General features: G+C 61.5%; 22 protein-coding genes. 9 read left to right on the plus strand and 13 right to left on the minus strand.

Annotated elements, in window-relative coordinates:
* The first annotated feature begins 6 nt into the window (after nucleotides 1-6).
* Nucleotides 7-894: a YghX family hydrolase gene (gene yghX, locus RB216_RS15365; protein ID WP_068932815.1), complete on the plus strand. Its 888-nt coding sequence runs from the start codon at nucleotides 7-9 to the stop codon at nucleotides 892-894.
* On the opposite strand, the gene RB216_RS15370 is transcribed toward yghX, so the two are convergent.
* Nucleotides 891-1,766 carry a LysR family transcriptional regulator gene (locus RB216_RS15370; protein WP_028616368.1) on the minus strand — a complete coding sequence of 292 codons (876 nt, stop codon included), beginning with the start codon at nucleotides 1,764-1,766 and terminating at the stop codon, nucleotides 891-893. The genes yghX and RB216_RS15370 overlap by 4 nt on opposite strands.
* 128 nt (nucleotides 1,767-1,894) lie before the next feature.
* On the opposite strand from RB216_RS15370, the gene ampC reads away from it, so the two are divergent.
* Nucleotides 1,895-3,049, plus strand: coding sequence for a class C beta-lactamase (gene ampC, locus RB216_RS15375; RefSeq protein WP_308907503.1), 1,155 nt, complete (start codon nucleotides 1,895-1,897; stop codon nucleotides 3,047-3,049).
* 109 nt (nucleotides 3,050-3,158) lie between these two features.
* On the opposite strand, the gene dctM is transcribed toward ampC, so the two are convergent.
* The 8 genes from dctM to RB216_RS15415 form a co-directional block, all read right to left on the minus strand.
* The gene (dctM, locus tag RB216_RS15380; protein ID WP_068932811.1) at nucleotides 3,159-4,439 is read right to left on the minus strand and encodes a C4-dicarboxylate TRAP transporter large permease protein DctM; all 1,281 of its coding nucleotides are present in this window, start codon (nucleotides 4,437-4,439) and stop codon (nucleotides 3,159-3,161) included.
* Nucleotides 4,439-5,071, minus strand: coding sequence for a TRAP transporter small permease (locus RB216_RS15385; protein WP_308907504.1), 633 nt, complete (start codon nucleotides 5,069-5,071; stop codon nucleotides 4,439-4,441). The genes dctM and RB216_RS15385 overlap by 1 nt, the downstream gene beginning before the upstream one ends.
* 175 nt (nucleotides 5,072-5,246) lie before the next feature.
* Nucleotides 5,247-6,230, minus strand: coding sequence for a TRAP transporter substrate-binding protein (locus tag RB216_RS15390; RefSeq protein WP_068932806.1), 984 nt, complete (start codon nucleotides 6,228-6,230; stop codon nucleotides 5,247-5,249).
* A 102-nt stretch (nucleotides 6,231-6,332) separates the two neighbouring features.
* Entirely contained in the window at nucleotides 6,333-7,148 is an 816-nt protein-coding gene (locus RB216_RS15395) for an HpcH/HpaI aldolase/citrate lyase family protein (protein ID WP_028616373.1), read from the minus strand.
* 123 nt (nucleotides 7,149-7,271) lie between these two features.
* Entirely contained in the window at nucleotides 7,272-8,465 is a 1,194-nt protein-coding gene (locus RB216_RS15400; RefSeq protein ID WP_308907505.1) for a CaiB/BaiF CoA transferase family protein, read from the minus strand.
* A 9-nt stretch (nucleotides 8,466-8,474) separates the two neighbouring features.
* Nucleotides 8,475-9,824, minus strand: a complete 1,350-nt coding sequence (locus tag RB216_RS15405; RefSeq protein WP_308907506.1) for an MmgE/PrpD family protein — start codon at nucleotides 9,822-9,824, stop codon at nucleotides 8,475-8,477.
* A 10-nt stretch (nucleotides 9,825-9,834) separates the two neighbouring features.
* Nucleotides 9,835-10,998, minus strand: coding sequence for an acyl-CoA dehydrogenase family protein (locus tag RB216_RS15410; RefSeq protein ID WP_308907507.1), 1,164 nt, complete (start codon nucleotides 10,996-10,998; stop codon nucleotides 9,835-9,837).
* Nucleotides 10,999-11,026: 28 nt separating this feature from the next.
* A complete protein-coding gene (locus RB216_RS15415; RefSeq protein WP_068932800.1) occupies nucleotides 11,027-11,845 on the minus strand; it encodes an HTD2 family dehydratase in 819 nt (272 codons plus the stop codon).
* Between the two features lie 131 nt (nucleotides 11,846-11,976).
* Between RB216_RS15415 and RB216_RS15420 the strand changes: the two genes are divergently transcribed.
* The 4 genes from RB216_RS15420 (at nucleotide 11,977) to RB216_RS15435 (ending at nucleotide 16,107) form a co-directional block, all read left to right on the plus strand.
* On the plus strand, nucleotides 11,977-12,867 hold the full coding sequence (locus RB216_RS15420; RefSeq protein WP_028616378.1) for a LysR family transcriptional regulator: 891 nt from the start codon (nucleotides 11,977-11,979) through the stop codon (nucleotides 12,865-12,867).
* Between the two features lie 33 nt (nucleotides 12,868-12,900).
* On the plus strand, nucleotides 12,901-13,389 hold the full coding sequence (locus tag RB216_RS15425; RefSeq protein WP_028616379.1) for a GFA family protein: 489 nt from the start codon (nucleotides 12,901-12,903) through the stop codon (nucleotides 13,387-13,389).
* A gap of 94 nt (nucleotides 13,390-13,483) precedes the next feature.
* Nucleotides 13,484-15,298 (plus strand): serine hydrolase domain-containing protein, encoded by a 1,815-nt coding sequence (locus RB216_RS15430; protein WP_308907508.1) that lies wholly within the window; start codon nucleotides 13,484-13,486, stop codon nucleotides 15,296-15,298.
* 5 nt (nucleotides 15,299-15,303) lie between these two features.
* Complete coding sequence (locus RB216_RS15435; protein WP_308907509.1) at nucleotides 15,304-16,107, plus strand: MipA/OmpV family protein; 804 nt, start codon at nucleotides 15,304-15,306, stop codon at nucleotides 16,105-16,107.
* A gap of 181 nt (nucleotides 16,108-16,288) precedes the next feature.
* Here RB216_RS15435 and RB216_RS15440 read toward each other — a convergent pair whose 3' ends face one another.
* Both RB216_RS15440 and RB216_RS15445 read right to left on the minus strand, forming a co-directional pair.
* The gene (locus RB216_RS15440) at nucleotides 16,289-17,566 is read right to left on the minus strand and encodes an ATP-binding protein (protein ID WP_028616382.1); all 1,278 of its coding nucleotides are present in this window, start codon (nucleotides 17,564-17,566) and stop codon (nucleotides 16,289-16,291) included.
* Nucleotides 17,567-18,274, minus strand: coding sequence for a winged helix-turn-helix domain-containing protein (locus tag RB216_RS15445; RefSeq protein ID WP_028616383.1), 708 nt, complete (start codon nucleotides 18,272-18,274; stop codon nucleotides 17,567-17,569). It abuts the gene before it with no gap.
* A 157-nt stretch (nucleotides 18,275-18,431) separates the two neighbouring features.
* Between RB216_RS15445 and RB216_RS15450 the strand changes: the two genes are divergently transcribed.
* Nucleotides 18,432-19,631 carry an MFS transporter gene (locus tag RB216_RS15450; protein ID WP_308907510.1) on the plus strand — a complete coding sequence of 400 codons (1,200 nt, stop codon included), beginning with the start codon at nucleotides 18,432-18,434 and terminating at the stop codon, nucleotides 19,629-19,631.
* Here the strand turns inward: RB216_RS15450 and RB216_RS15455 are convergent.
* Entirely contained in the window at nucleotides 19,587-20,189 is a 603-nt protein-coding gene (locus RB216_RS15455) for a MiaE family protein (protein ID WP_016979482.1), read from the minus strand. The two genes, RB216_RS15450 and RB216_RS15455, sit on opposite strands and share 45 nt — an antisense overlap.
* Before the next feature lie 156 nt (nucleotides 20,190-20,345).
* Here RB216_RS15455 and uspL point away from each other — a divergent pair, with 156 nt between their 5' ends.
* Complete coding sequence (uspL, locus tag RB216_RS15460) at nucleotides 20,346-21,209, plus strand: universal stress protein UspL (RefSeq protein WP_028616385.1); 864 nt, start codon at nucleotides 20,346-20,348, stop codon at nucleotides 21,207-21,209.
* Nucleotides 21,210-21,212: 3 nt separating this feature from the next.
* On the opposite strand, the gene RB216_RS15465 is transcribed toward uspL, so the two are convergent.
* Nucleotides 21,213-21,683, minus strand: a complete 471-nt coding sequence (locus RB216_RS15465) for a DUF1289 domain-containing protein (RefSeq protein WP_016979484.1) — start codon at nucleotides 21,681-21,683, stop codon at nucleotides 21,213-21,215.
* A 396-nt stretch (nucleotides 21,684-22,079) separates the two neighbouring features.
* Between RB216_RS15465 and acnB the strand changes: the two genes are divergently transcribed.
* A complete protein-coding gene (gene acnB, locus RB216_RS15470) occupies nucleotides 22,080-24,689 on the plus strand; it encodes a bifunctional aconitate hydratase 2/2-methylisocitrate dehydratase (protein WP_028616386.1) in 2,610 nt (869 codons plus the stop codon).
* Nucleotides 24,690-25,201 lie beyond the last annotated feature (512 nt).

The following is a 25,201-nucleotide window of genomic DNA, read 5'->3' on the forward strand; positions in this document are numbered from 1 at the left end:
GCACCGATGACTCGTCTGACCGCGAAAGACTTTGCCCCCGAACTGCTGGAACTCTACGACGGCTATGCCCACGGCAAGATCAACCGCCGCGAATTTCTCGACCGCGCTGCGCTGTTCACCTTTGGCGGCCTCACCGCTTCGGCCTTGCTGGCGGCCCTGAGCCCCAACTACGCGCTGGCCGAACAAGTGAAATTCACCGACCCGGACATCGTCGCCGACTACATCACCTACCCCTCGCCCAAAGGCAACGGCACGGTGCGCGGCTATCTGGTGCGCCCAGCCAAAGCCACGGGCAAGCTGCCAGCGGTGGTGGTGGTCCACGAAAACCGCGGCCTCAACCCCTACATCGAAGACGTCGCCCGGCGCCTGGCCAAGGCCGGCTTCATCGCCCTGGCCCCGGATGGCCTGACCTCGGTGGGCGGTTACCCCGGCAACGATGAAAAAGGCGTGGCCCTGCAACAGACCGTCGACCCGACCAAGCTGATGAACGACTTCTTCGCCGCCATCGAATGGCTGATGCACCACGACAGCAGCACGGGCAAGGTCGGAATTACCGGCTTCTGTTATGGCGGCGGCGTGACCAACGCGGCAGCGGTGGCCTACCCGGAACTAGGTGCGGCCGTGTCGTTTTATGGGCGCCAGCCGCAAGCCAAGGACGTGCCACGGATCAAGGCGCCGATCATGTTGCATTTCGGTGAGCTGGATACGCGGATTAACGAGGGTTGGCCGGCGTATGAGCAGGCGCTCAAGGCCGCCGGCACCACGTATGAGGCGTATATCTACAAGGGCGCCAACCACGGCTTCCATAATGATTCGACGCCACGCTATGACGAGGCGGCGGCGAATCTGGCGTGGGAAAGAACGTTGGGTTGGTTCAACAAGTACCTGGTTTAAGCGTTTACGCTTTCACACATCCACCTTTTAAACGCCAGCATCGCTGGCGTTTCAGCGCGCGACTGCAAACGCGTCAACCAATAGCTGCCCGTGCTAATGCCGACGTCGAAGGGCTGGCGGATCACGTCGCTCTCCAGTTGCCGCGAAAACATCATCGCCGGCGCCAGTGCCACTCCGATGCCTTGCAAGGCGGCTTCCATCATCGCCAACGAAGAATCGAACACGATGCTGCGCGGCACTAAAGTATCAGCGGGTAGACCGGCGGCCTGAAACCACAGGTTCCATTCATCGGTGCGATAGGAGCGCAGCAAGGTGTGTTTGAGCAAGTCTTCCGGTGCGTGCAGTTGCTCGGCCAATGGCGGCACGCAAAGTACGGTGAGAGGCGCTGCCAGTAGCTCACAGGCGTCGGTGCCGTGCCAGGCACCCGCGCCGAAGCGGATCGCATAATCCAGTCCTTCGGCCGCCACGTCGACACGGTTGTTGTGGGTGGACAGGCGCAGGTCGATAAACGGGTAACGCGCCTGGAACTCGGGCAGCCGTGGCAGCAACCAGCCCACAGCAAAGGTGCCGACCGCGCCCACCGTGAGCACTTCACGGTAATGCCCGCCTTCGAATTGGCTCAAGGTCTGGGCGATGCGGTCAAACGAGTCGCGCACCACCGGCAACAGGGTTTCGCCTTCGCTGGTGAGCATCAGGCCACGGGGCAGGCGCTTGAACAAGGTCACGTTCAACTGCGTTTCCAGGCTTTTGACTTGATGGCTGACCGCCGCCTGGGTCACGCATAACTCGATGGCGGCGCGGGTAAAACTCAAATGCCGGGCCGAGGCTTCAAAGGCACGCAGGGCATTGAGGGGAAGATGGGAGCGCAGCATGCTTGACCCCAATTAATCTAATGGCAGGTGCGAGATATCATCGTTTGCCCAACGCCCGCGAACTGCCTACATTGGCCACGCCCGCGCAGGCTCTTCATTCAATCGATCACTCTCATGGAAGCGATATCATGCCTCAACTCTCCCTGTCCGGAGTGCGTAACTTGGGCGCCCTGGCGTTATTTCTCGCCACCGGCCACTGCCTGGCCGCCGACGACCTGCGCGCCGTAGTGGACGCCAGCGTCAAGCCGCTGATGCAGCAACAGTCTATTCCAGGTCTGGTTATCGGTGTCGTCAAGGACGGCAAGGCGCAATACTTTAACTACGGCGTTGCCAGTAAAGACGCCAAACAGCCTGTCAGTGAGAACACCCTGTTTGAAATCGGCTCGGTCAGCAAGACCTTCACCGCAACCCTCGCCGGCTATGCCGTGGCGAGCGGCAAACTGACCCTCACCGACCCGGCCAGCCAGTACCTGCCAGCGTTGCGCGGCGGCAAGTTCGACCACATCAGCCTACTCAACCTGGGCACCTACACCGCCGGTGGCCTGCCGCTGCAATTTCCCCGCGCGGCGGACAACACCCAGCACATGATCAGCTACTTCCAGCAGTGGAAACCCGACTTCGCCCCGGGTACCCAACGCCTGTATTCCAACCCGAGCCTGGGCCTGTTCGGCTACCTGGCGGCGCAGAGCCTGAAGCAGCCGTTTGATCAACTGATGGAGAAAACCCTGCTTCCGAAACTGGGGCTCAAGCACACCTTCGTCACTGTTCCCAAGAGCCAGATGAACCTGTACGCCCAGGGCTATGGCAAGGACGGACAACCCGTGCGAGTCGGCCCCGGCGCGATGGACAGCGAGGCCTATGGCATCAAGACCAGCGCTTCGGACCTGTTGCATTACGTAGAGGTCAATATGCGCCCGGCGACACTGGACCCAGTGCTGCAACAAGCCATCACCACCACACACACCGGCTACTACACTGTCGAGGGCATGACCCAGGGGCTGGGCTGGGAGATGTACCCTTACCCGATCAAGCTGGACGCCCTGGTGGAGGGCAACTCGACAAAAATGGCGATGGAACCGCATCCGGTGAACTGGCTGACCCCGCCACAAGCGCCGCGCGCCGACACGCTGGTGAACAAAACCGGCTCGACCAATGGGTTCGGTGCGTACGTGGCGTATGTGCCAAGCAAGGGGATGGGGGTGGTGATCCTGGCAAACAAGAACTACCCGAACGGGGAGCGAGTGAAAGTGGCCCATGCGATCTTGAGTTCGCTGGACCATTAAAGGACCCAGCGCCCTTTGCAGGAGCCGGCTTGCCGGCGATGGCGTCCTTGATTGCTGTACCGAATTCAAGGGCCTCATCGCCGGCAAGCCGGCTCCTACAGGGGGGCGACTACATACCGAGCCAGTGCGGTAACGCCAGGGAGATAAACGGCAGGTACGTGACCATGATCAGGAACACCAACAAGATCATCAGCCACGGCAACGCCGCCCGGATAGTCTGCCCCAGGGTCAGCCCGGTCACCGCCGAGGTCACAAACAGGTTCAACCCCACCGGCGGGTGAACCAGGCCAATCTCCATGTTCACCACCATCACGATGCCCAGGTGAATCGGGTCGATGCCCAGCTTCATGGCAATCGGGAAGAAGATTGGCGCCAGGATCAGCACAATGGCTGACGGCTCCATGAAACTGCCGGCAATCAGCAACACCACGTTGACCATGATCAAAAAGCCAATCGGCGTCAGACCTTCAGACAGCACCCACGCAGTGATTTCCTGGGGAATCTGTTCGGTGGTCAGCACATGGGCAAAGAGCATGGCATTAGCGATGATGAACATCAGCATGATCGCCAGGCGCCCGGACTCCAGCAGCACCTTGGGGCAATCGCGCAGCTTCATATCTTTGTAGACGAACAGCGCGACAAACGCCGAGTACACCGCCGCCACCGCCGCGGCTTCGGTCGGGGTGAACATGCCGCTGTAGATGCCGCCGAGGATGATCACCAGCAGCAACAGGCCCCAAAAGGCACGGCGCGCGCAGGTCAGCCACTCGCGCAAGGTCGCCCGTGGCTGGGCCGGCAGCTTCTTGATGCGCGCCACGATGTAGATCGCGATCATCAGCATCAGGCCCAGCAGCAACCCTGGAATCACGCCGGCCATGAACAGTTTGCCGACCGAGGTTTCGGTGGCCGCCGAATACACCACCATCACAATCGAGGGCGGAATCAGAATGCCCAAGGTGCCCGCGTTACAGATGATCCCGGCGCCAAACTCCTTCGGGTAACCGGAACGCACCATGCCGGCCACAGCAATCGAGCCCACCGCCGCCACCGTTGCCGGAGACGAACCGGACAGCGCGGCAAACAACATGCACGCCAGCACCGCCGCAATCGCCAGGCCACCACGGATGTGGCCGACACAGGCGTTGGCAAAGTCGATCAGGCGTTGCGCCACGCCGCCGGTGGTCATGAACGCACCGGAGAGCAGGAAGAACGGAATCGCCAGGAAGGTATAGGCGTCGGAGGTCTCGAACAGCTTGATCGCCAGGGAGCTCACCGAGTCCTGGCTGAACATCAGGATTGACACGGCGCCGGACAGGCCCAGGGAAATCGCGATGGGCACGCCGAGGAACATGAACACGAACAACAACAGGAATAGACAGAGCACGGCCATCAGTGACGCTCCTCATGGCTGCCGGCCAACTTGCTGGCCTCACCAGCCTCATCGGCCAGCCCCAACCCGACCTGACGGTGGGTAAAGATGCGGTAGAAAATTTCCAGGTAGCGGATGAACACCATGGCAAAACCGATGGGCACGATGATCACGATATCGCCCACATCGATGCCGTACTGATCGAGGTCCTCGGCGCCGATATGCGCGCCCATCACGGCGCTCACCCACTTGTAGCTGGCGACCATGAACAGCCCTGCGTAGGCCAGGCAGCACAGGCAGGCGAGCATGCCGAGCACGCGTTGCACCGGGCGCTTGGTCAACTTCACCAGTGCGTCCACGCCAAGGTGGCCGGCAGTGCGCACACCGTAGGAAATACCGAAGAAAATCAGCCAACCGAACATGGCCTTGGTCAGCGCCACGCTCCAGGTCATGTCCTGGGCCCAGGTCATGGTGTGGTCACCCAGGGCATTGAAGAAGTTGCTGCTGAAGGCCCACCTGTCGGCCAGGGCAAAAAACAGCGTGTAGATGTTGTTGAGCATGACGTAGACGAATGTCACCAGGGTCATGGCGGCCAGCAGGAAGGCGATAAAACCTTCCTCCAGGTGCTCCCAGACGCGCCTTAGCGTTTGCATGGCAAAACCTCGCGAAACTGGACGGGGGTATTCACAACAAGTCACTGACGAAACCGGATCAATGTGGGAGCTGGCTTGCCTGCGATGCGGGCGACTCGGTCTTTCAGGAACACCGAGGCGGTGCCATCGCGGGCAAGCCCGCTCCCACAGGAGTCGGGTTTGTTTCAGCAATCGATCACTGGTTGGACGCGTCGGCGGCCTTGATCAGGTCAGCCCCGATCTCACCCTCGAACTTCTGCCACACCGGGCGCATGGCTTCGCGCCACAGCTGGCGTTGCTCCGGGGTCAGTTCGATGATTTCGCTGGTCTTGGAATCGACGATCTTCTGCTTGGCTGACTGGTTCAGCGCTTCGGCCTGCTTGTTCACCTCGACGGTAACCTCGACCATGATCTGCTCCAGCGTGCTGCGGATGTCCGGTGGCAGGCCGTTCCAGAACTTGGCGTTGGTGATCACCATGTAGTCGATCAGGCCATGGTTGGACTCGGTGAAGTATTTCTGCACCTCGTTGACCTTCTGGCTTTCATAGTTCGACCAAGTGTTCTCGGTGCCATTCACGGTGCCGGTCTGCAGGCCCTGATACACCTCGGCAAAACTCATCTTGCGTGGGTTGGCGCGGATCGCCTTGAACTGCTCTTCCAGCACGCTTGAAGCCTGCACACGGAATTTCAGGCCACGGGCGTCCTTGGGCTCATGCAGCGCCTTGTTCGACGAGAGTTGCTTGAGACCGTTGTGCCAATAGGCCAGGCCGAGGATGTTCTTGTCCTGCATGGAGGTCAGCAGTTCCTTGCCCTGGGCGGCCTGGAAACGGTCGACGGCGGCCAGGTCGTTGAACAGGAACGGCAGGTCGTAGATCTGCACTTGCTTGGTGTACTGCTCGAACTTGGCCAGGGACGGCGCCAGCATCTGTACATCGCCCAGCAGCAGCGCTTCCATTTCCTTGCCGTCGCCGAACAGCGACGAGTTCGGATACACCTCGACCTTGACCTTACCGGGCAGGCGTTCTTCGGCGAGTTTCTTGAACAGCAGCGCGCCCTGGCCCTTGGGGGTGTTTTCGGCGACCACGTGGGCGAACTTGATGACAATCGGTTCTGCCGCCTGGGCCAGGCCCGCGGCAAACAAGGTGGCGGCGCACAGCAGCGCCCGGGAAAGCTTGAGCATGGGAAATCACCTTCTTATTGTTGTGTTGTAGGGCAAGGTGCCTGATGTCACGCGTGTAGTGAATTTCGATTTTTTGATACCTGCGTTCGGTCTGGACGAACGCTAGATCTGAGCCGCCAACAGTCGTTGCGCGCGCAGCAACACCGGCGCATCCACCATCTGCCCATCGATCTGATAGGCCCCTGCCCCATGGGCGCCGGCATCCACCACGCGCTGGGCCCAGGCCAGGTCTTCGGCGCTTGGCGCCAGCGCCTGGTGAATCACGGCCACCTGCTTGGGGTGGATACACAGCGCCCCGGCAAACCCCATCTCATAGGCATGCCGGATCGAGCGGCGCAGGCCTTCAGGGTCATCGATGGCCGGGTGCACGCCATCCAGCGGTGCGACCAGACCGGCGGCACGGGAATGCACGATCAGCGCCAGGCGCGCCTGGTCCAGGGCGAACTGGGCGGCCGCAGAATTGCTGCTCAGGTTCAAGTCCAGCGCCAGGTCCAACCCGCCGAATGACAGGCGCTCCACCTGCGGTGCATGGGCGATCTCGGCCACCGCCAGCAAACCCCGCGCACTCTCGATGATCGGCCAGATGAGTTTGCCGGTGGCCGCCACTACGGCGACCTGGGCTGCGCTTTCGACCTTCGGCAACAGGACACCCGCCACATTCGGATGCGCCTTGCAGAACGCCACATCCTCAAAATGCCCGGCATGTTCCGGCGCGTTGATCCGCACCCACACCTGGGCGGCGGGATTGGCCGTCAAAAACGCCCCAAGGTTATCCCGCGCCTGGCGCTTGAGCGGCTCTTCCACCGCATCCTCGAAATCCACGATCACCGCGTCGGCACCGCTGGCCAAGGCTTTGGAAAATCGCTCCGGTCGGCTACCGGGTACAAACAACGCAGAGCGCACAAGAGGGTTTGGCATCACACAATTCCTTATTGTCACGCCCGATGTAGAAGCTGGCTTGCCAGTGATGAGGCCCTTGAAATCAGTGCATGCTCAAGGCCGCCATCGCCGGCAAGCCGGCGCCTACAACGGGGCGCGGGGTCAGATGACGCCGCGGGTTTTCAGGGTTTCGATGGCGTCGGCGCTGAAACCGAGCTGGTCGAGAATGGCTTGGCTGTGCTGCCCCAACGCGGGCACGGCGTCCATGCGCGGGGTAAACGCGGCATTGCGTCCCGGTGGCAGCAGCGACGGCAACGGCCCCGCCGGGCTATCGACTTCGCGCCAGCTGTCGCGGGCTTTGAGTTGCGGGTGGTCCCACACGCCTTGCATATCGTTGACCCGGGCGCTGGCGATCTGCGCGTCTTCCAGGCGCAGGATCACCGCCTCCGCATCCAACTGCGTGAAGCTGTCGACGATGATCTGGCGCAGCACGTCGCGATTGGCCGAGCGCTTGAAGTTGGCGGAGAAACGCTCGTCGGTCGCCAATGCCGGGGTGAGCAACACCTTGTCGCAGAACGCCGCCCATTCGCGCTCATTTTGTAGGCCGAGCATCACGGTGCCGCCGTCGCCGGTGGGAAACGGTCCATAGGGATAGATCGTCGAATGCGCTGCCCCGGCACGCGGTGGCTGCGGTGCACCGTCGAACGCGTAGTACATCGGGTAGCCCATCCATTCCACCAGGCTTTCCAGCATGCTCACGTCGATGCGGCTGCCCTTTCCCGTCTTGCCGCGCAGCAGCAGCGCCGAGAGGATGCCGCTGTAGGCGTACATGCCCGCCGAGATATCGGCGATGGAGCAACCGGCCTTGGCCATCTGGTCTTCACCGGGGCCACCGGTCACCGACAGAAAGCCACCTTCGCTCTGGATCAGCAGGTCGTAGGCCTTTTTCTTTTCATACGGTCCACCTTCGCCGTAGCCAGAAATATCGCAGACGATCAGGCGCGGGAAGCGCTCATGCAATGCCTCGAACGACAGGCCCATGCGCGCGGCGGCGCCGGGCGCCAGGTTCTGCACCAGTACATCGGCGTCAGCCAGCAGGGCGTCGAGAATATCGCCGGCCTCGTCCTGCTTGAGGTCCAGGGTCAGGCTTTCCTTGGAGCGGTTGGTCCACACGAAGTGTGAAGCCAGGCCGCGCACGCGCCCGTCGTAGCCACGGGCAAAATCACCGGCACCGGGGCGCTCGACCTTGATCACGCGAGCGCCCAGGTCGGCCAGTTGACGGGTGCAGAACGGCGCGGCAATCGCGTGTTCCAGGCTGACAACGGTGATGCCGTCCAGCGGTCTTGGGTTAGTCATGACAGTTCCTCAAAGCCAGTCGGCCATGGATGCGGCGTTGCGCAGGTCCCAGACCTTGTCGATCAGGGCATTGGCCTGGGCCGGTGTGCGGGCGTTGCTGAATTGGCTGAGGCGCTGGAATTTATCGGCCAGCTCCGCACGGCTCAGGGTGTTACCCGGATCGCCCTTGGGCTCGTCGATGGCGCCGTGCAGCGTGCGGCCATCCAGCGTGGTGACGGTAACGCGACCGAGCCAGCGCTGCGGGTAAGCGCGGTCGACTTCGGCGTCGAGGGTCATGCTGACCTTGTCGCGAAACGCCGAGACCGCTGGATCGGTCAACGCCAGCTTATGGAACTCGGTGAGCCCGGCCTTGCCATGCACGGCAATCAGGCCCAGCACGGTGCCCATGGAGAACTTGGCCTGGTGCACGCTGGTCGGTACTTTCACGCGGCCCAATACATCGATGGCGCCCTGGTGCACCCGGGTTTCCACGTGGGCGATCTGTTCGGCCTGCAGGCCTTCGCGCTGCATCAAATGCAACAGCGCATCGGCGGCCGGATGGGTATGGCGGCATGAGGCGTGGAACTTGAACGAGGTTTCCAGCAACGCCCAGCGACTGCCGAGATCGGCAGACAATTTGGCCGGCTCGGCATCACTGGACATACCGGCGGCCAGACCTTGATCGCCTTCAAGAATATTGCGCGCACCGGTCAGCCCATCCGCCGTCAGGTAAGCGGCGAGCAAGCCGTCCGCTGCGGCTTTCGCCGTGTGCAGTTGCTTGGAATCAGCGGCATCACGCAGGAACTCCCACAAGCCGGCCGCCTGGGTACCCGCGCTGCCGAGCAGGTTGATGAATTGTTCTTCGCTGAAATCCAGCAACTTGCCTACGGCTACCGCCGCCGCCAACGTGCCGACGGTGGCCGTGGTGTGGAAGATGCGGTAGTGGGAACGGCCCATGAATTCGCCGATGCGGATACCCGCTTCATAACCGGCCACCGAAGCCAGCAGCAAATCGCGACCGGACCTGCCGAGGTCCTGGGCGGCCGCCAGCGCGGCCGGAAACACCACGGTCGCCGGGTGCAGGACGGAGCTGTTGTGCAGATCGTCCTGCTCTACCAGATGGGATGAAGCCGCGTTGACCAGCGCGGCGAAATACGCGCTGGTGCTGCCGCCATTGACGATCACCTGCGCCGGGCCGCTGCTCGGGCCCATTTTCTGCGCGTAACGCTCGAACAACGCAATTGGGTGCGCGCCCTGGCTCGCCAGTGCCGAGGCCAACCAGTCCAGGTACAAATCTTCGGTGCGCGCGAGGACGTCTTCCGGCAGTTGCGCGTAATCCAGTTCGGCCAGGAACCGACACAAAGCTTGGGTATGGCTCATGGTCAGGCCCTCAGAAGCTGCGTGGCAGTTCGAGCAAATGCTCGGCCACGTAGGACAGGATCAAGTTGGTGGAGATCGGCGCCACCTGGTACAGGCGCGTCTCGCGGAATTTGCGCTCCACGTCGTATTCGCAGGCAAACCCGAAACCGCCGTGGGTTTGCAGGCAGGCGTTGGCCGCCTCCCAGGACGCCTTGGCCGCGAGGTACTTGGCCATGTTGGCACTGGCCCCGGCATTGGTGCCGCTGTCGTATTCCTCACAGGCGCGCCAACGCATCAAGTCGGCCGCCTCGATCTCGATATGCGCTTCAGCAATCGGGAACTGCACGCCCTGGTTCTGCCCGATGGGCCGGCCAAACACCACGCGATCACGCGCATAGGCGCTGGCCTTTTCGATAAACCAGCGGCCATCACCGATGCATTCGGCGGCGATCAACGTGCGCTCGGCGTTGAGGCCGTCGAGGATGTACTTAAAGCCCTTGCCCTCTTCACCAATGAGGCTGTCCAGCGGCAACTCCAGGTTGTCGAAGAACAGCTCGTTGGTTTCGTGGTTGACCATATTGGCGATGGGCTGCACGGTCAGGCCGGTGCCGATGGCTTCGCGCAGATCCACCAGAAAAATCGACATGCCCTCGGACTTTTTCTTCACCTCGGCCAAGGGCGTGGTGCGCGCCAGCAGGATCATCAGGTCGGAATGCTGGACCCGCGAGATCCACACCTTCTGGCCGTTGATCACATACTTGTCGCCACGCTTGATCGCCGTGGTCTTGATCTTGGTGGTGTCGGTGCCAGTGGTGGGCTCGGTCACGCCCATGGATTGCAGGCGCAATTCGCCGCTGGCGAGCTTGGGCAGGTAGAAGCGTTTCTGTGCGTCGCTGCCGTGCCGCAGCAAGGTGAACATGTTGTACATCTGGCCATGTACGGTGCCGGAGTTGCCGCCGCAGCGGTTCACTTCTTCAAGGATCACTGAGGCTTCAGCCAGGCCCAGTCCGGAGCCGCCGTATTCTTCGGGGATCATCGCCGACAGCCAGCCAGCGTCAGTCAGCGCCTTGACGAAGGCTTCGGGGAAACCCTTTTCCTCGTCAATCCTGCGCCAGTAAGCGGCATCGAATTCAGCGCACAAGGCGCGCACGCCTTCGCGGATGGCATTGAGTTCTTCATTGTCATTCGGGTTCATTAACGGCTCTCCGCCTGTTGTTCTTGGATTATTCGAAATGCACGCTGGCTTGCTGCGCCAGGCCATCGGCGTTGCTGGCCCACAGCTCTGCCACGCCGGCTTCGGTCACGCGGCCGCCCACTTCAAACGGCTGCGGCGCAATCAACGGGCGCACGCCGCGATAGGCAAAACGGCGTAAGGTTGCGCCAGGGTTGGCGCGGCAGAATGCGCGCAGGCTCAGGGTGGCGATGAGCGGCCCATGCACCACCAGGCCTGAGTAACCTTCGGTGCCGGTGACATAGGGGTAGTCGTAGTGAATGCGGTGACCGTTGAAGGTCACTGCGCTGTAGCGAAACAGCAGGGTGGGCGTGGGATCGACGGTTTCAGACCATTCGCCCTGCTCCAGCGCGTCACCGCTGCCGGATTTGGGCGGCGTGGGTTCGCGGTAGACGATGTCCTGTTCCTCGCGGATCGCCAGGCGGCCGTCCTGGGAATAGTCGTGGCGCACGGTGACAAACAGCAGCGAACCGGTGCGACCGGTTTTTTCTTCGACCTGGGTAATGGTCGACACGCGCGTCGCCGCCTCACCGGCCCGCAGTGCCTGCAGGAACTCGATGCGCCCACCGGCCCACATGCGATTGCGGTTGTCGGCCGGCGGCAAGAACCCGCCACGGGCCGGGTGACCGTCGCTGCCCAACGCAGTTTCCGGCAACGGGTCCTGGAAGAAACACCACTGCCACAACGGCGGGATGTCCGCGCCGTCTTCGGGCACTTCTTCACCGAACGTAGCGGCGATACGCTTGAGCAGGTTATGGCTAAGGTGGTCGTGGGCGGTTTCGCTTCGGCCGATCCAATCGGTGGCGCTCATCGGGTGCAGGTCCTCGGGCAGTGAGTGTCTGCCCCGGATCATGCAAGCCTATCGCCGTTCTGAGAATTTGCATTTCAATAAACCGGCGTTCGGTTATGCTGAACGCCGCCATCCTGTACCGGGAGCCTTGCATGCACTTCGATCTGGCCGACCTGCGCCTGTTTATCCATATCGCCGAATCCCCCAGCCTGACCCAGGGCGCCAAGCGTGCGTTCCTCTCGCCGGCTGCCGCCAGCGCAAGGATCAAAGCCCTGGAAGGCCAACTCGACACCCGCCTGCTCTACCGCGACAGCCGTGGCGTGGAGATCACCCCGGCGGGCGAACGCTTGCTGCACCATGCGCGGCTGATCATGCGCCAGGTGGACTACCTCAAGAGCGAATTCACCCAATACGGCGTGGATTCCGCCGGGCATATCCGCATCTTTGCCAACACCACGGCCGTCACCGAATTCCTACCCGAAGTGCTGGCAGGTTTTCTGTCACAGCGCCCCGGCGTGACCGTCGACCTGCAGGAACGCCTGTCCCGCGACATCGTGCGCGGCGTGCTCGATGGCACCAGCGACATGGGCATCATCGCCGGCCCCGTGGAAGCGGCAGGTTTGCAGGTGCTGCATTTCAGCACCGATGAGTTGGTGCTGATGGTGCCGGTCGGCCATCCACTGGCGGACCAACCCTCAGTCACACTGGAACAGACCCTCGCCTACCAGCATATCGGCCTGCACGAAGGCAGTACCTTGTTGAGCTTCCTGCGCGAACACGTCGAGCGGCTGGGCAAACATCTCTCGCTGCGTATCCAGGTGTCGAGTTTCGAGGCGATCTGCCGGATGGTCGAGGCCGGTGTGGGGATCGGCATCATTCCGGAGTCGGCCGCCGTGCGACACAGCCGCACCATGCAATTGGTCGCCGTAAAACTGGATGAGCCCTGGGCGATCCGCGAGCGCAGCATCCTGGTGCGGGAGCTGGAAGCGTTGCCCGGCACCATTCGTGCGCTGATTGCCACGTTGATGCCGCAAAGCGCCTAAGCTGAACAGTCACCTTGCCAAAGGAGTCAGCCCATGCAGCTTGAAGGATCCTGCCATTGCGGCGCCGTCACGTTCAGCCTTGCCAGTGCCCATCCCTACCCTTATCAGCGTTGCTATTGCTCGATCTGCCGCAAGACCCAGGGCGGTGGCGGCTATGCGATCAACCTGGCCGGCGACACCCAGAGCCTGAAGGTGCGCGGGCGCAAATTCATTTCGGTCTACCACGCCAAGCTCAAGCCCGAAGGCGCCAGCCGCGCCCATGCGAGTACGGCCGAGCGGCATTTCTGCTCGCAATGCGGCAGCGCGTTGTGGTTGTTCAGCCCGGAATGGCCGGAGCTGATCCATCCGTTTGCCTCGGCCGTCGATACGCCATTGCCGGTGCCACCGGAGCATACGCACTTGATGCTGGGGTCCAAGGCGCCCTGGGTAGAGGTCACGCTACGCAAGGGCGACCTGCAGTTCGATGAGTACCCCGAAGAGTCGATCGCTCAATGGCATGAGCGTCACGGCGTGGCCCGTTAACAGTCTTTGACAGTTTCTCGACAAAGCTGTCAAAGACCCTCGGGCGCCGCAGCCCTAGCATTCGAGCATCCAAACCACCTGTCGGGTGCTCGTCATGCTTCGCACATTGCGCGGTCTTCCGTTGCTCGGTTGCCTGTTGGGCAGCATTGGCTGCCAGGGGCAGTCACCTGCCCCGCCGCCGATTCCCAAGGGCGACTACAGCGCGATCATCCGCTACCTGCAAACCCGGATTCCCCGCGACATGGCCCAGGCCAATGTGCCCGGCTTGTCGATTGCACTGGTCAACGGCCAGGAGTTGATCTGGACTCGCGGGTTCGGCATGGCCGACAAAACCAAGGGCTTGCCAGTGACGCCGAACACCGCCTTCCGGGCCGGTGCGATCTCCAAACTGCTCACCGCCAGCGCGGCCCTGCAACTGGTTGAACAACAGCGACTGGCGCTGGATGCACCGATCCAGCAGACCCTGCGCGAGTTCTATGTGCGCTCGCGCTTCCATACCGACCAGCAGGCCGCCGACCGCGACATCACCTTGCGTCGCCTGCTCAGCCATCAGTCCGGCTTGCCCAGTGAACACCTGCGTGACCTGCGCAACAACTACGCCATGGGGCAGATGCCAATGCGCCTGTCCGGCGTCTGGTTGAGCACACCGCCCGGCACGCAAGTGGCCTATTCCAACCTGGGTTATGCGCTGGTGGGCGCTGCCATCGAGCGCAGCAGCGGCAAGGAGTTTGAAGCCCAGCTGCAACACAGCCTGCTCAAACCGCTGGAGATGGACCACGCGAGCTTTGTCGGGACGGCTGCGCAAATCGGCTATCGCGCCCAGGGCTATCAGGAAGGCGTCGCCAGCACCGATGCGCAACTGCGCGACATCGCCGCCGGCGGTTTGTGGGCCAGCTCCAGGGACCTCAGCCATTACGTGCAGATGCTGTTTGCCAAAGGCCTCTACAAGGGCAACCGGGTAATGACCAGCCGCTCCATCGATGAAATGTTCACCCAGCAAAATACCGGCAACGCCCTGGACTTCGATTGCCAGATCGGCCTGGCGTGGTTTCTGGCGCCCTGCGGTGACGAGCCGATCGGCCCAGGGGTGCGCACCTACCAGCACAGTGGTGGTGGCGATGATTTCGCCGCACAGCTGACCCTGCTGCCGGACCATCAACTGGCCGTGATCATCATGGCCAACGACAGCAATGCCGAAGATCTGGTCGCCACACTGGCAACCGACACCCTGCGCCTGATGCTCCAGGCGCAAACCGGCGAGCAGGTCTGCAGCGAAGACTGCCAGGCACCCCGCCACGGACTCAAGCTGCGCCAGGTGCCGGCCGCCATCGACCGCAAGCGCCTGGCCGGGTTCTACGCCACCGCCTGGGGCGTGTTCCGGATCAAAGATGATGACCAGCGGCTGCTTGGCGAACTGGCCGGTTTCAACTTCGAACTATTGCGCGACGATCACGGCTGGCTGCGCGCCCAGAAGAAAGTCTTCGGTTTCTGGCTCAAGGATCTCGGTGAGCTAGGCCAGGTCCAACTCGACGTCATCACCGTGCAAGGCCGGCAGATGCTCACCGCGCGCAGCCACGGCCAGCGCATCGCCATTGGCGAACGCATCGACCCGCCGCCGCTGCCTTTGGCCTGGGCCGACACCGTCGGCACCTACCAAGTACTCAACACCCACGAACCCGACGCGCCATTGAGCGGCATCAGCGTGCGCCTCGAAGAAGGCTTCCTGGTGATTCGCGGCCAACTGCACGACGAACCGCTGACCGACTACATCCTGCTGCCCGTGGACAACGCCCACGCCGTACTGGCCGGCAACGGCTATGGCCTGGGTGACACCGTGAGCCGCCAGATCAACGGCCTGAGCGCGTCGGGCTACTCCTTCAAACGTACCCATCCACCCTTGAGTTTCTAACCGACATGAAAACCCTGATGAGCCCGAAAAACCTCTGTCTGTCCATTACCTCACTGTGTTTACTCGCGGGCGCCAACAGCGCACTGGCCGAGGACTGGACCTACAGCCTCAAGGCCGGTGTGGCCAATCTTCCGCGCTACAGCGGCAGCGATGAACGCATGACCGCCCCAGTGTTCGGCGGTGCCATCGTCAGCCCTTGGGGGATTTTCCTCGACACCGACAAGGGCCTCGGCTGGGGCTACGAAGGCAATGCCTTGAGCTTCAGTGCCTACGTCGGTGCCAGCGCTTCGCGCAAGGACAAAAGCGAGTCCATGCACCTCGGCTCCAAGCGCCTCAAGGGTATGGGCGAGATCAAGTCACGCCCGCAGCTGGGTGTGAGTGCCAGCTACAACCTGGGCGGCGTGATTATAGGTGCCACGCTGGAACATGCCCTCAAGGAAGATGATCACAAGGACAGCGGCAAGGCGTTCACCCACTTGGAATTGAGTCTGGGCACCAACCTGTATGAAGGTCGTTTCGGCTCCGTCGACGCCAGCCTCAGCAGCCATTTCGGTGACCGTGACTACTTGCAGACCTGGTACGGCCTGACCACCGGCCAAGCCGCCCGCAGCCGCTTCAAAGCCTATAAAGCCGGTGCGGGCAATATCAGTAATGGCATGAACCTGGTGTGGAGCCTGCCGATCAGCGAGCACACCCAGTTCTCGACCTTGCTGGATGTGCAGTACCTGGCGGATGAAGCGGGCAAGAGCCCGATTGTGGAGCGGCGGTTGCAGACGTCGGTGATGGGGGTGCTGGAATACAGCTTCTAACAGGTCGTTAACTGTGGTGAGCGGGCTTGCCCGCGCGGGGCTGCGGAGCAGCGCCAAAACCAGACCCCGCATTTTGTCTGAAAAAATGCGGTGGTTTTATTGGGGTGGCTGCGCCACCCAGCGCGGGGCAAGCCCGCTCACCACAACAGGCCGGCTCACCACAATAATCCCGGCTGCCCCCTTATTCGGCATACGCCCACGTCATTCGGAATGAGGCGCCGCCCCATTCCGAGTCCAGCACCTGCACCTGGCCACCGTGCCATTGCGACACCCGCTGCACCAACGCGAGGCCAAGGCCGAAGCCGCCAGTGCGGCGGTCGCGGCTGGCGTCCAGGCGCATGAAGGGCTGGAAGATCTTCGAGCGGCCTTCTTCCGGTACCCCGGGGCCGTCGTCACACACCCGCACTTCGTAGCCGCTGCCGAACTTGACCAGAGACACTTCCACACGGCGTTCGGCGTAACGGATGGCGTTGCGCAACAGGTTGATTACCGCGCGCGCCATAAAGCGCGGCTCGATCTGAATAAAGTCCACCTCGCACGTGCGCAACGACAGCTGGATACCCGCCGCTTCAGCCTCCAGCGCCACGCTGCCGATCACGCTGTCGAGCCAGCTGTGGGCCTCGATTTTTTCGCGGGTGACTTGGGTGGCACCACGTTCCAGGCTGGCGTAGGTGAGCAGTTCGGAGACCATTTCTTCCAACTCGCCAAGGTCGGCATACATGTCGGTGATCAATTCGCCGCGCTGGCGTGGATCGGTCTGTTGTTTGAGCTGGTCGAGTTCGAACGACAGCCGCGCAATTGGCGTGCGCAGTTCGTGGGACACGGCGTTGGTGAGTTCACGCTGGTTGGCGATCAGGCTTTCGATACGCTCAGCCATCTGGTTGAAGTGCCCGGCCAGCTCGCGCACGGTGGAACGGCGTGGCAGCAGGATGCGCGAACTGAGATCGTTATCGCCGAAACGCTGGGCCGCCAGGCGTATATGCTCCAGGTCGCGCCAATGCGGGCGCACCCAGAAATACAGCACGATCGCCAGGCTCAGCCCCAGCAGGCTGTAGGCCCACAAGTACAGCCATTTCGGCTCGTCGGGCAGCTTGATATTGAGCAATTGCGGGCCGCCGTCGATATTGGCGATGAACTCCATGAAGTCGCCCCGCACCACCAACTGCCCGGCCGCCAGCAACTGTTGCTCACGCTGATCCAGCGCCAGTTCATCGCGCTGCACCAGCTTGAGGTGCAGGCCGTAATGGGGTTGCAGCTCGGCCAGGCGTGCCTGACGGGCGTCACCCCGCAAGGGCCGCAACTGCTCGACCAAACCATAGGCCGGCCCGCGCAAGGCTTCGCGGTTATAGGTTTCATTGGCTTCGGGCAGCAGCTCGTCGAAGGTGTAGTTGACCAGCCAGATCGCCCCCGCCAGGCCCAGCGCCAGGATGATGTACAGGCGGATATAGAGCCGCAGCATCTAAGCCTCCCACGCGAACGGGTTGAACAGGTAGCCCTTGCCCCAGATGGTCTTGATGCACACCGGTTCGCGCGGATTGTCGTTAAGCTTGCCACGCAGTTTGCTGATGTACACATCGACACTGCGGTTGAGACCGTCGAACGCAATGCCACGCATACGGTTGAGGATGTCATCGCGGGACAGGATCGTCCCCGAGTTGCTGGCCAACAACCACAACAGCTCGAACTCCATGGTGGTCAGGTCGATCTTGTCATCGCCCAGGCTGACCACCCGGCAACTGCGATCGATGGCCAGCCGTCCGAAGGCCAGCGAGCCTCGTACGGTCGGCTCCGGCGCCTGGCGTCGTTGCAGCGCACGCAGGCGCGCCAGCAGCACAGGGGGCTTGATCGGCTTAATCACGTAATCGTCGGCACCGGACTCCAGCCCAAGGATGTGGTCCAGGTCATCTTCCTTGGCCGTGAGGATCACGATCGGCGTGTCGGACACGGTGCGGATCCCGCGACACACATGCAGGCCGCTCTGGCCGGGGAGCATCAGGTCGAGTACGACGATCTTCGGCTTGAACTCCAGGAACGCGGCCAGGGCCTCGTCGCCCCGATGCTCCACGCGCACCTCAAAGCCATGCTGCGCGAGAAAGTGCGCGATCAGCCCTGCCAGTTTTTCGTCGTCCTCAACGAGCAAGACCTTGCCCAGCCCCAGGTTTTCCATAAGTTCTCAGTATGCAGACACAGATTGAAGAGCGGGCATTATAGGTGGCAAGCTGGGCAACTAAAGCAGCGGGCCAGCATTGGCCGACGAAGCTTCATGCTTTTAAGAGTTTTTAACAAATAACCTGCAATCTTTAACGCCATCCACAGGGAGTTGTATGCGCAAGGATTACTTGGCGTTCTTTGTTTCGTTGTTCTTGTCGCGACTGGCGGACCAGATTCTGCTGTTTATCGTGCCCTTGATCGTGTTCCAGACTACCCAGAGCGTGGCCTGGGCCGGACTGGCCTTTTTCGTCGAGTCGCTGCCGCGTTATCTCGCGTTCCCGGTGTGTGGCGCATTGTGCGACAAGTTCGCACCGGTGCGCATCCTGCATATCAGCCAGGTTTGCCGGGCGCTGGCTTGCGGGGTGGCCGTGATGTTGTACGGGGTATTCGAAGGTATCCTCTGGATCGTCCTGCTCTCGGCGCTCTGCGGTGTGCTGACCACCCAGGGCATCATGGCGCGAGAAGTGCTGATGCCTCATGTCTTCCCCCACTACAGCTATGCCAAGACACTTTCCTATTCGCAGATTGCCGACCAGAGCGGGCTGGTGCTCGGGCCATTGGTAGCGGCGCTGATGCTGGAAGTATGGGCCTGGCACTGGGTCGTACTCGGGGTGGGCGGGCTGTTCTTATTGGCTGACCTGGCGATGCGGGCGTGGCAACGCTCCAGCACCACACGCCTGGAAACTTTCGAGCAGCATCGGGATATCTGGCTGCGGCCACTGAAGATTGCCTTCGGGCATATCCGCCGACTGCCGGAATTGAAGCGAGTCATCACGCTGGCCGTGGGTGTGAACCTGATCATCGGCGTCACGCTGGCCACGTCTGCGGCGATGGTGACCGGCCAATTTGCGCAGGATAAGGACACCTATGCCCTGCTGCAGGCAGCCGGCGCCTTGGTGACCATCGGGATTCTGTTTTATTTGGCGCGGGCCGGGCTGCCGCTGAAGGTGCTGGGCGGGTTGTCGTATTCAATGATTGCAGTCGGAGCGGTGATCATGGCAGTCAGCCCTGACGTGTGGCTCTACGCCGTGGGCTTCCTGCTGGTCACCGGTTTCGACAAGATGTTCAACGTCTACCTGCGCAGCACCCGTCAGCGGGTGATTCCCGTGCAGGACTTCGGCAAGACCGTGGGCGTGATCACCCTGCTCAACAACCTGCCGCAACCCTTGGCGGGACTGGCGATTGCAGTGTTGGCGGCGCCTCTGGGCACGCAGGCGGTGATCCTGCTGCTCGCCGGAATCACCGCGCTGATCGGCGTGGCCGTGGCCTCAGGCTGGCACGCCACTGTGAAAGCGGAACTCGATGTCGGGTGATTCGATCAGTTCCTGCTCGGCCGCCCTCACCCGCTCGATCACCTGGGCGACGTCCTTGGCGTCGCCGTATTGGTACGCCAGCTTCAGGTAACCCTGGAAGTGCCGCGCTTCGCTTTTCAGCAAACCGAAGTAAAACTTGCCGAGTTCTTCGTCCAAATGTGGCACGAGTGCTTCGAAACGCTCACAACTGCGCGCTTCGATAAACGCGCCCACTACCAGGGTATCCACCAGTTTGACCGGCTCATGGGTGCGCACCACTTTGCGCAAACCCGAGGCGTAACGACCGGCATTCAATTGGCGCAACTCGACTTTGCGCTTTTTCATCAGGCGCATGACCTGTTCATGGTGCACCAGTTCTTCGCGGGCCAGGCGCGACATCATGTTGATCAGGTCCACATGACTGTAGTACTTGGCGATCAGGCTCAGGGCGGTGCTGGCCGCTTTGAATTCGCAGTTCTTGTGGTCGATCAGCAGGGTGTCCTGATCGGCCAGCGCGGCCTGGACCCAGGCGTCAGGGGTGCGGCAACCGAGGAATTCGTGGATTTCTGGCAGGTTCATCGGGCTCACGGGCAAAAGGATCACAAAAGGCCGGCGATTATACCGACCCCGCCGCAGACCACCAGCCACCGGCCTTGATGTGCATCAACATGACGTGCGCGCGCCAGCAACTATAGTTGTTCCAGGCCCCCGCCCTTTTTTATGGAGATCCCGACCATGCAAGCCATCCGCAGCATCCTGGTGGTCATCGAGCCCGAGCATTCGGAAAGCCTGGCCCTCAAGCGTGCCAAGTTGATTGCCGGGGTCACCGGCGCGCACCTGCATTTGCTGGTCTGCGACAAAAAGCATGAGCACTCGGCGCTGCTGAGCCTGCTCAAGTCGGGCTTGCAGGAAGACGGCTACAGCGTCAGCACCGAGCAGGCGTGGAATGCCAACTTGCATGAAACCATTATCGACGTGCAGCAGGCCGAAGGCTGTGGGCTGGTGATCAAGCAGCACTTCCCGGACAGCCCATTGAAAAAGGCACTGCTGACGCCTGCGGATTGGAAGTTGCTGCGTTATTGCCCGACGGCGGTGTTGCTGGTCAAGACCGCTACGCCGTGGACCGACGGCGTGATCCTGGCGGCGATCGATGTCGGCAATACCGATGGTGAACATCGCTCACTGCATAATTCGATCATCGACCATGGCTTTGATATCGCCCACCTGGCCAAGGCGCAATTGCATGTAATCAGCGCCCATCCCTCGCCGATGCTGTCGGCGGCGGACCCGACGTTTCAGCTCAGGGAGACCATCGAGGCACGTTATCGCGAGCAATGCAGGGCGTTTCAGGCGGAGTTCGATGTGGATGACAAACACCTGCATATCGAGGAAGGGCCGGCGGACGTGTTGATACCGCATCTCGCCCACAAGCTGCAGGCGGCGGTGACTATCATCGGTACCGTGGGGCGTACGGGCATTTCCGGCGCATTGATTGGCAACACCGCAGAGGTTGTGCTGGATACGCTGGAAAGCGACGTGTTGGTGCTCAAGCCCGAAGAAGTGATGGACCGCCTGGTGGAACAGGCCACCAACGCATGACAGCTAGGCGCCAAACGCATCCTTGAGAAACCCCGGCGCGATATAGCGCTGGTAGTGGGCTTCGGAAAGGATAAAGAACTCCCGATCAATGGCATCGCGCAGGTCCGGCAAGGGCCAGTCGCGAAACTCGGGCAACAGCACCATGCCGTAGGCCTCCAGGTTATTGATCACCCGTGCTCCGCGAGCGATCAATTGGTACGCCCAGCAATATTCGGACTGGTGCGGCACGAAGCGGATCTTGCGCTGTTCCAGTTGGCCGCGCAGGGTCTTGGGGTCAAAGACCTCCAATTTGCCGGCCATCACTTGAACCAACAGCTGCTCCAGCCGCAGCCAGACCGCACGCTTTTCCTCTTCGCCGTAGCCGTTCCACTGGATCACTTCGTGGTGAAAGCGCTTGCAGCCACGGCACACGAGATCGCCGTAGACCGTGGAACACAGGCCGACGCAGGGGGTCTTGATGGTTTGGTTGGACATGGGCAGCGACACGCAAATCAGCGAAACAATGCGCCATGTTAGCCCTTTGTCTAACCTTCATCACCCTGCAAACTTGGTTAGGCAACTTACCTTTAGAATTTTTTTGCCGTAGAATCATCCGGCCTTGTAAGGCGCCAATAATCCGCTGGAAGCTGTTTTCAAAGCGTCACGAGCACAGTCGTTCCTTCAGAACGGTGTTGGCGCGGGTCCTGACTCGGTAGGTCAGAGCCCTCGCCAACCCTCATCAGCTCCGTTCTGCAGGCGTAAAACTTTGAAAGCAGCTTCTGTGAGGAATGCCGGCAGCGCTGGCTTTGCGGCCCAAAAAGCCCCCGAGCGCATGCGTGCCGTTCATTTCTGGATGAGCGTCCCGTGGGACCACTGATGAGGGTAATAACTGTGCTTGAAGCCTACCGCAAACATATCGAAGAGCGTGCAGCCCTGGGTATTGTTCCCCAGCCGCTTAACGCCGAACAAACCGCAGGCCTGGTCGAGCTGCTGAAAAATCCTCCGGCTGGCGAAGAAGAATTCCTCGTTGACCTGATCACCAACCGCATTCCACCAGGCGTTGACGAAGCTGCCTACGTCAAGGCCGGTTTCCTTTCTGCCCTGGCCAAGGGCGAAGCCACTTCCCCCCTGATCAGCAAGCAACGCGCCGTTGAACTGCTTGGCACCATGCAAGGCGGCTACAACATCGTGACCCTGGTCGAGCTGCTGGACGACGCCACACTGGCACCGGTCGCCGCCGCCCAGCTCAAGCACACCCTGCTGATGTTCGATGCATTCCACGACGTGGCTGAAAAAGCCCGTAACGGCAACGAGCACGCCAAAGCCGTGATCCAGTCCTGGGCTGACGGCGAGTGGTTCAGCAACCGCCCTACCCTGGCCGACAAGATCAGCCTGCGCGTCTTCAAGGTGACCGGCGAAACCAACACCGACGACCTGTCCCCTGCTCCAGATGCCTGGTCCCGCCCTGACATCCCGCTGCACGCCCTGGCCATGCTGAAAATGGCCCGTGAAGGCATCGTGCCGGACGAGCAAGGCAAGACCGGCCCGATGAAGCAGATCGAAGAAATGCGCGGCCAAGGCTTCCCGATCGCCTACGTCGGTGACGTGGTCGGTACTGGCTCCTCGCGTAAATCCGCGACCAACTCTGTGCTGTGGTTCTTCGGCGACGACGTTCCGTACGTGCCGAACAAGCGCGCCGGTGGCTTCTGCTTCGGCAGCAAGATTGCTCCGATCTTCTACAACACCATGGAAGATGCGGGCGCACTGCCAATCGAGTTTGACGTTACCAACATGAACATGGGCGACGTGATCGACCTGTACCCGCATGCTGGCAAGGTCTGCAAACACGGCACCGACGAAGTCATCACCACCTTCGAAATGAAGACCCCGGTGCTGTTGGACGAAGTCCGCGCCGGCGGCCGTATCCCGCTGATCATCGGCCGTGGCCTGACCGACAAGGCGCGTGCCGAACTGGGCCTGGGCCCAACCGACCTGTTCAAGCTGCCCGAAGCGCCTGTCGACACCGGCAAAGGCTTCACCCTGGCACAGAAAATGGTCGGCAAGGCCTGCGGTCTGCCAGAAGGCAAAGGCGTTCGTCCTGGCACCTACTGCGAACCGAAGATGACCACCGTCGGTTCCCAGGACACCACCGGTCCGATGACCCGTGATGAACTGAAAGACTTGGCGTGCCTGGGCTTCTCGACCGATCTGGTCATGCAGTCGTTCTGCCACACCGCGGCCTATCCAAAGCCGATCGACGTGACCACCCACCACACCCTGCCTGACTTCATCATGACTCGCGGCGGTGTTTCGCTGCGTCCAGGCGACGGCATCATCCACAGCTGGCTGAACCGCATGCTGCTGCCGGACACCGTCGGCACCGGTGGTGACTCCCACACCCGTTTCCCGATGGGCATCTCGTTCCCGGCCGGTTCCGGTCTGGTCGCGTTCGCCGCAGCCACTGGCGTTATGCCACTGGACATGCCGGAATCGATCCTGGTGCGCTTCAAAGGCAAAATGAAACCTGGCATCACCCTGCGTGACCTGGTTCATGCCATTCCTTACTACGCGATCCAATCGGGTCTGCTGACTGTAGAGAAGAAAGGCAAGAAGAACGCCTTCTCCGGCCGCATCCTGGAAATCGAAGGCCTGAACGACCTGACGCTGGAACAGGCTTTCGAGCTGTCCGACGCCTCGGCTGAACGTTCGGCTGCCGGTTGCACCATCAAGCTGTCGAAAGAGTCGATCACTGAGTACCTGAACTCCAACATCACCCTGCTGCGCTGGATGATCGGTGAAGGTTACGGCGACCCACGCACCCTGGAACGTCGCGCCCAAGCGATGGAAGCCTGGGTCAAGAACCCTGAGCTGATGGAAGCCGATGCCGACGCGGAATACGCTGAAATCATCGAGATCGACCTGGCCGAGATCAACGAGCCGATCCTCTGCGCACCGAACGATCCGGACGATGCCCGTCTGCTGTCGAGCGTTGCCGGCGAGAAGATCGACGAAGTGTTCATCGGTTCGTGCATGACCAACATCGGTCACTTCCGCGCGGCCGGTAAGCTGCTGGAGCAGGTCAAGGGCCAGCTGCCAACTCGTCTGTGGCTGTCGCCGCCGACCAAGATGGACGCTCACCAACTGACCGAAGAAGGCTACTACGGCATCTACGGCAAGGCTGGCGCGCGCATGGAAATGCCGGGCTGCTCGCTGTGCATGGGTAACCAGGCACGTGTAGAGCCGAACTCGACCGTTGTGTCGACGTCGACCCGTAACTTCCCGAACCGCCTGGGTGACGGCGCAAACGTCTACCTGGCTTCGGCCGAGCTGGCGGCAGTGGCTTCTACCCTGGGTCGCCTGCCGACCGTCGAAGAGTACATGGGCTACGCGGCGAAACTGGACACCATGGCCAGTGACGTTTATCGCTACCTGAACTTCGACCAGATTGCTGAGTTCCGCAAGATCGCAGCTAGCGCCAACATTCCGGTGATTCAAGCCTAAGGTGTTGATGTGAAGAGGCGCCGCGTATCGTGAGGTACGCGGCGTTTTTTTATGCCTGGGATATGGGTGAGACCGGGTGCATATCCGTTATTTGGGTAACGGCTGGTATTGGTTCCGCCCTTACGGCGGGTCACTTTGGAAAAGAGCCGGAATGCCGGCCCAGCCCAAAGTAACCAAAGGGCTCTTGCCCCAACACTCGGTACCTCGCCTAGGCTCGGTATGCCCGTAATCCGACAGTGATTTGGGGGGCCGCCTAAGATCAAAATCAAAAGCAAGAGCACAGCGGCCTGACAGCCGGCTTGAGTGGTGTGGAGCAAAGGCAAGTGCAAACGCGGTCGTGTAGGAGCCGGCTTGCCGGCGATGGTCTTCAACGATGATGCGGGGAACCAGACAAAACGCGGCGGTCTCACGTTTTTCGCCGGCAAGCCGGCTCCTACACGAAATCGCGTATCCACGATGCGAAGCGAGTCGCTTTTGATCTTGATCTTAGGCGCCCCGTCAAACACGCTGGC

It is taken from the genome of Pseudomonas canadensis, assembly GCF_030980095.1.
Classification (GTDB): Bacteria; Pseudomonadota; Gammaproteobacteria; order Pseudomonadales; family Pseudomonadaceae; genus Aquipseudomonas; species Aquipseudomonas canadensis.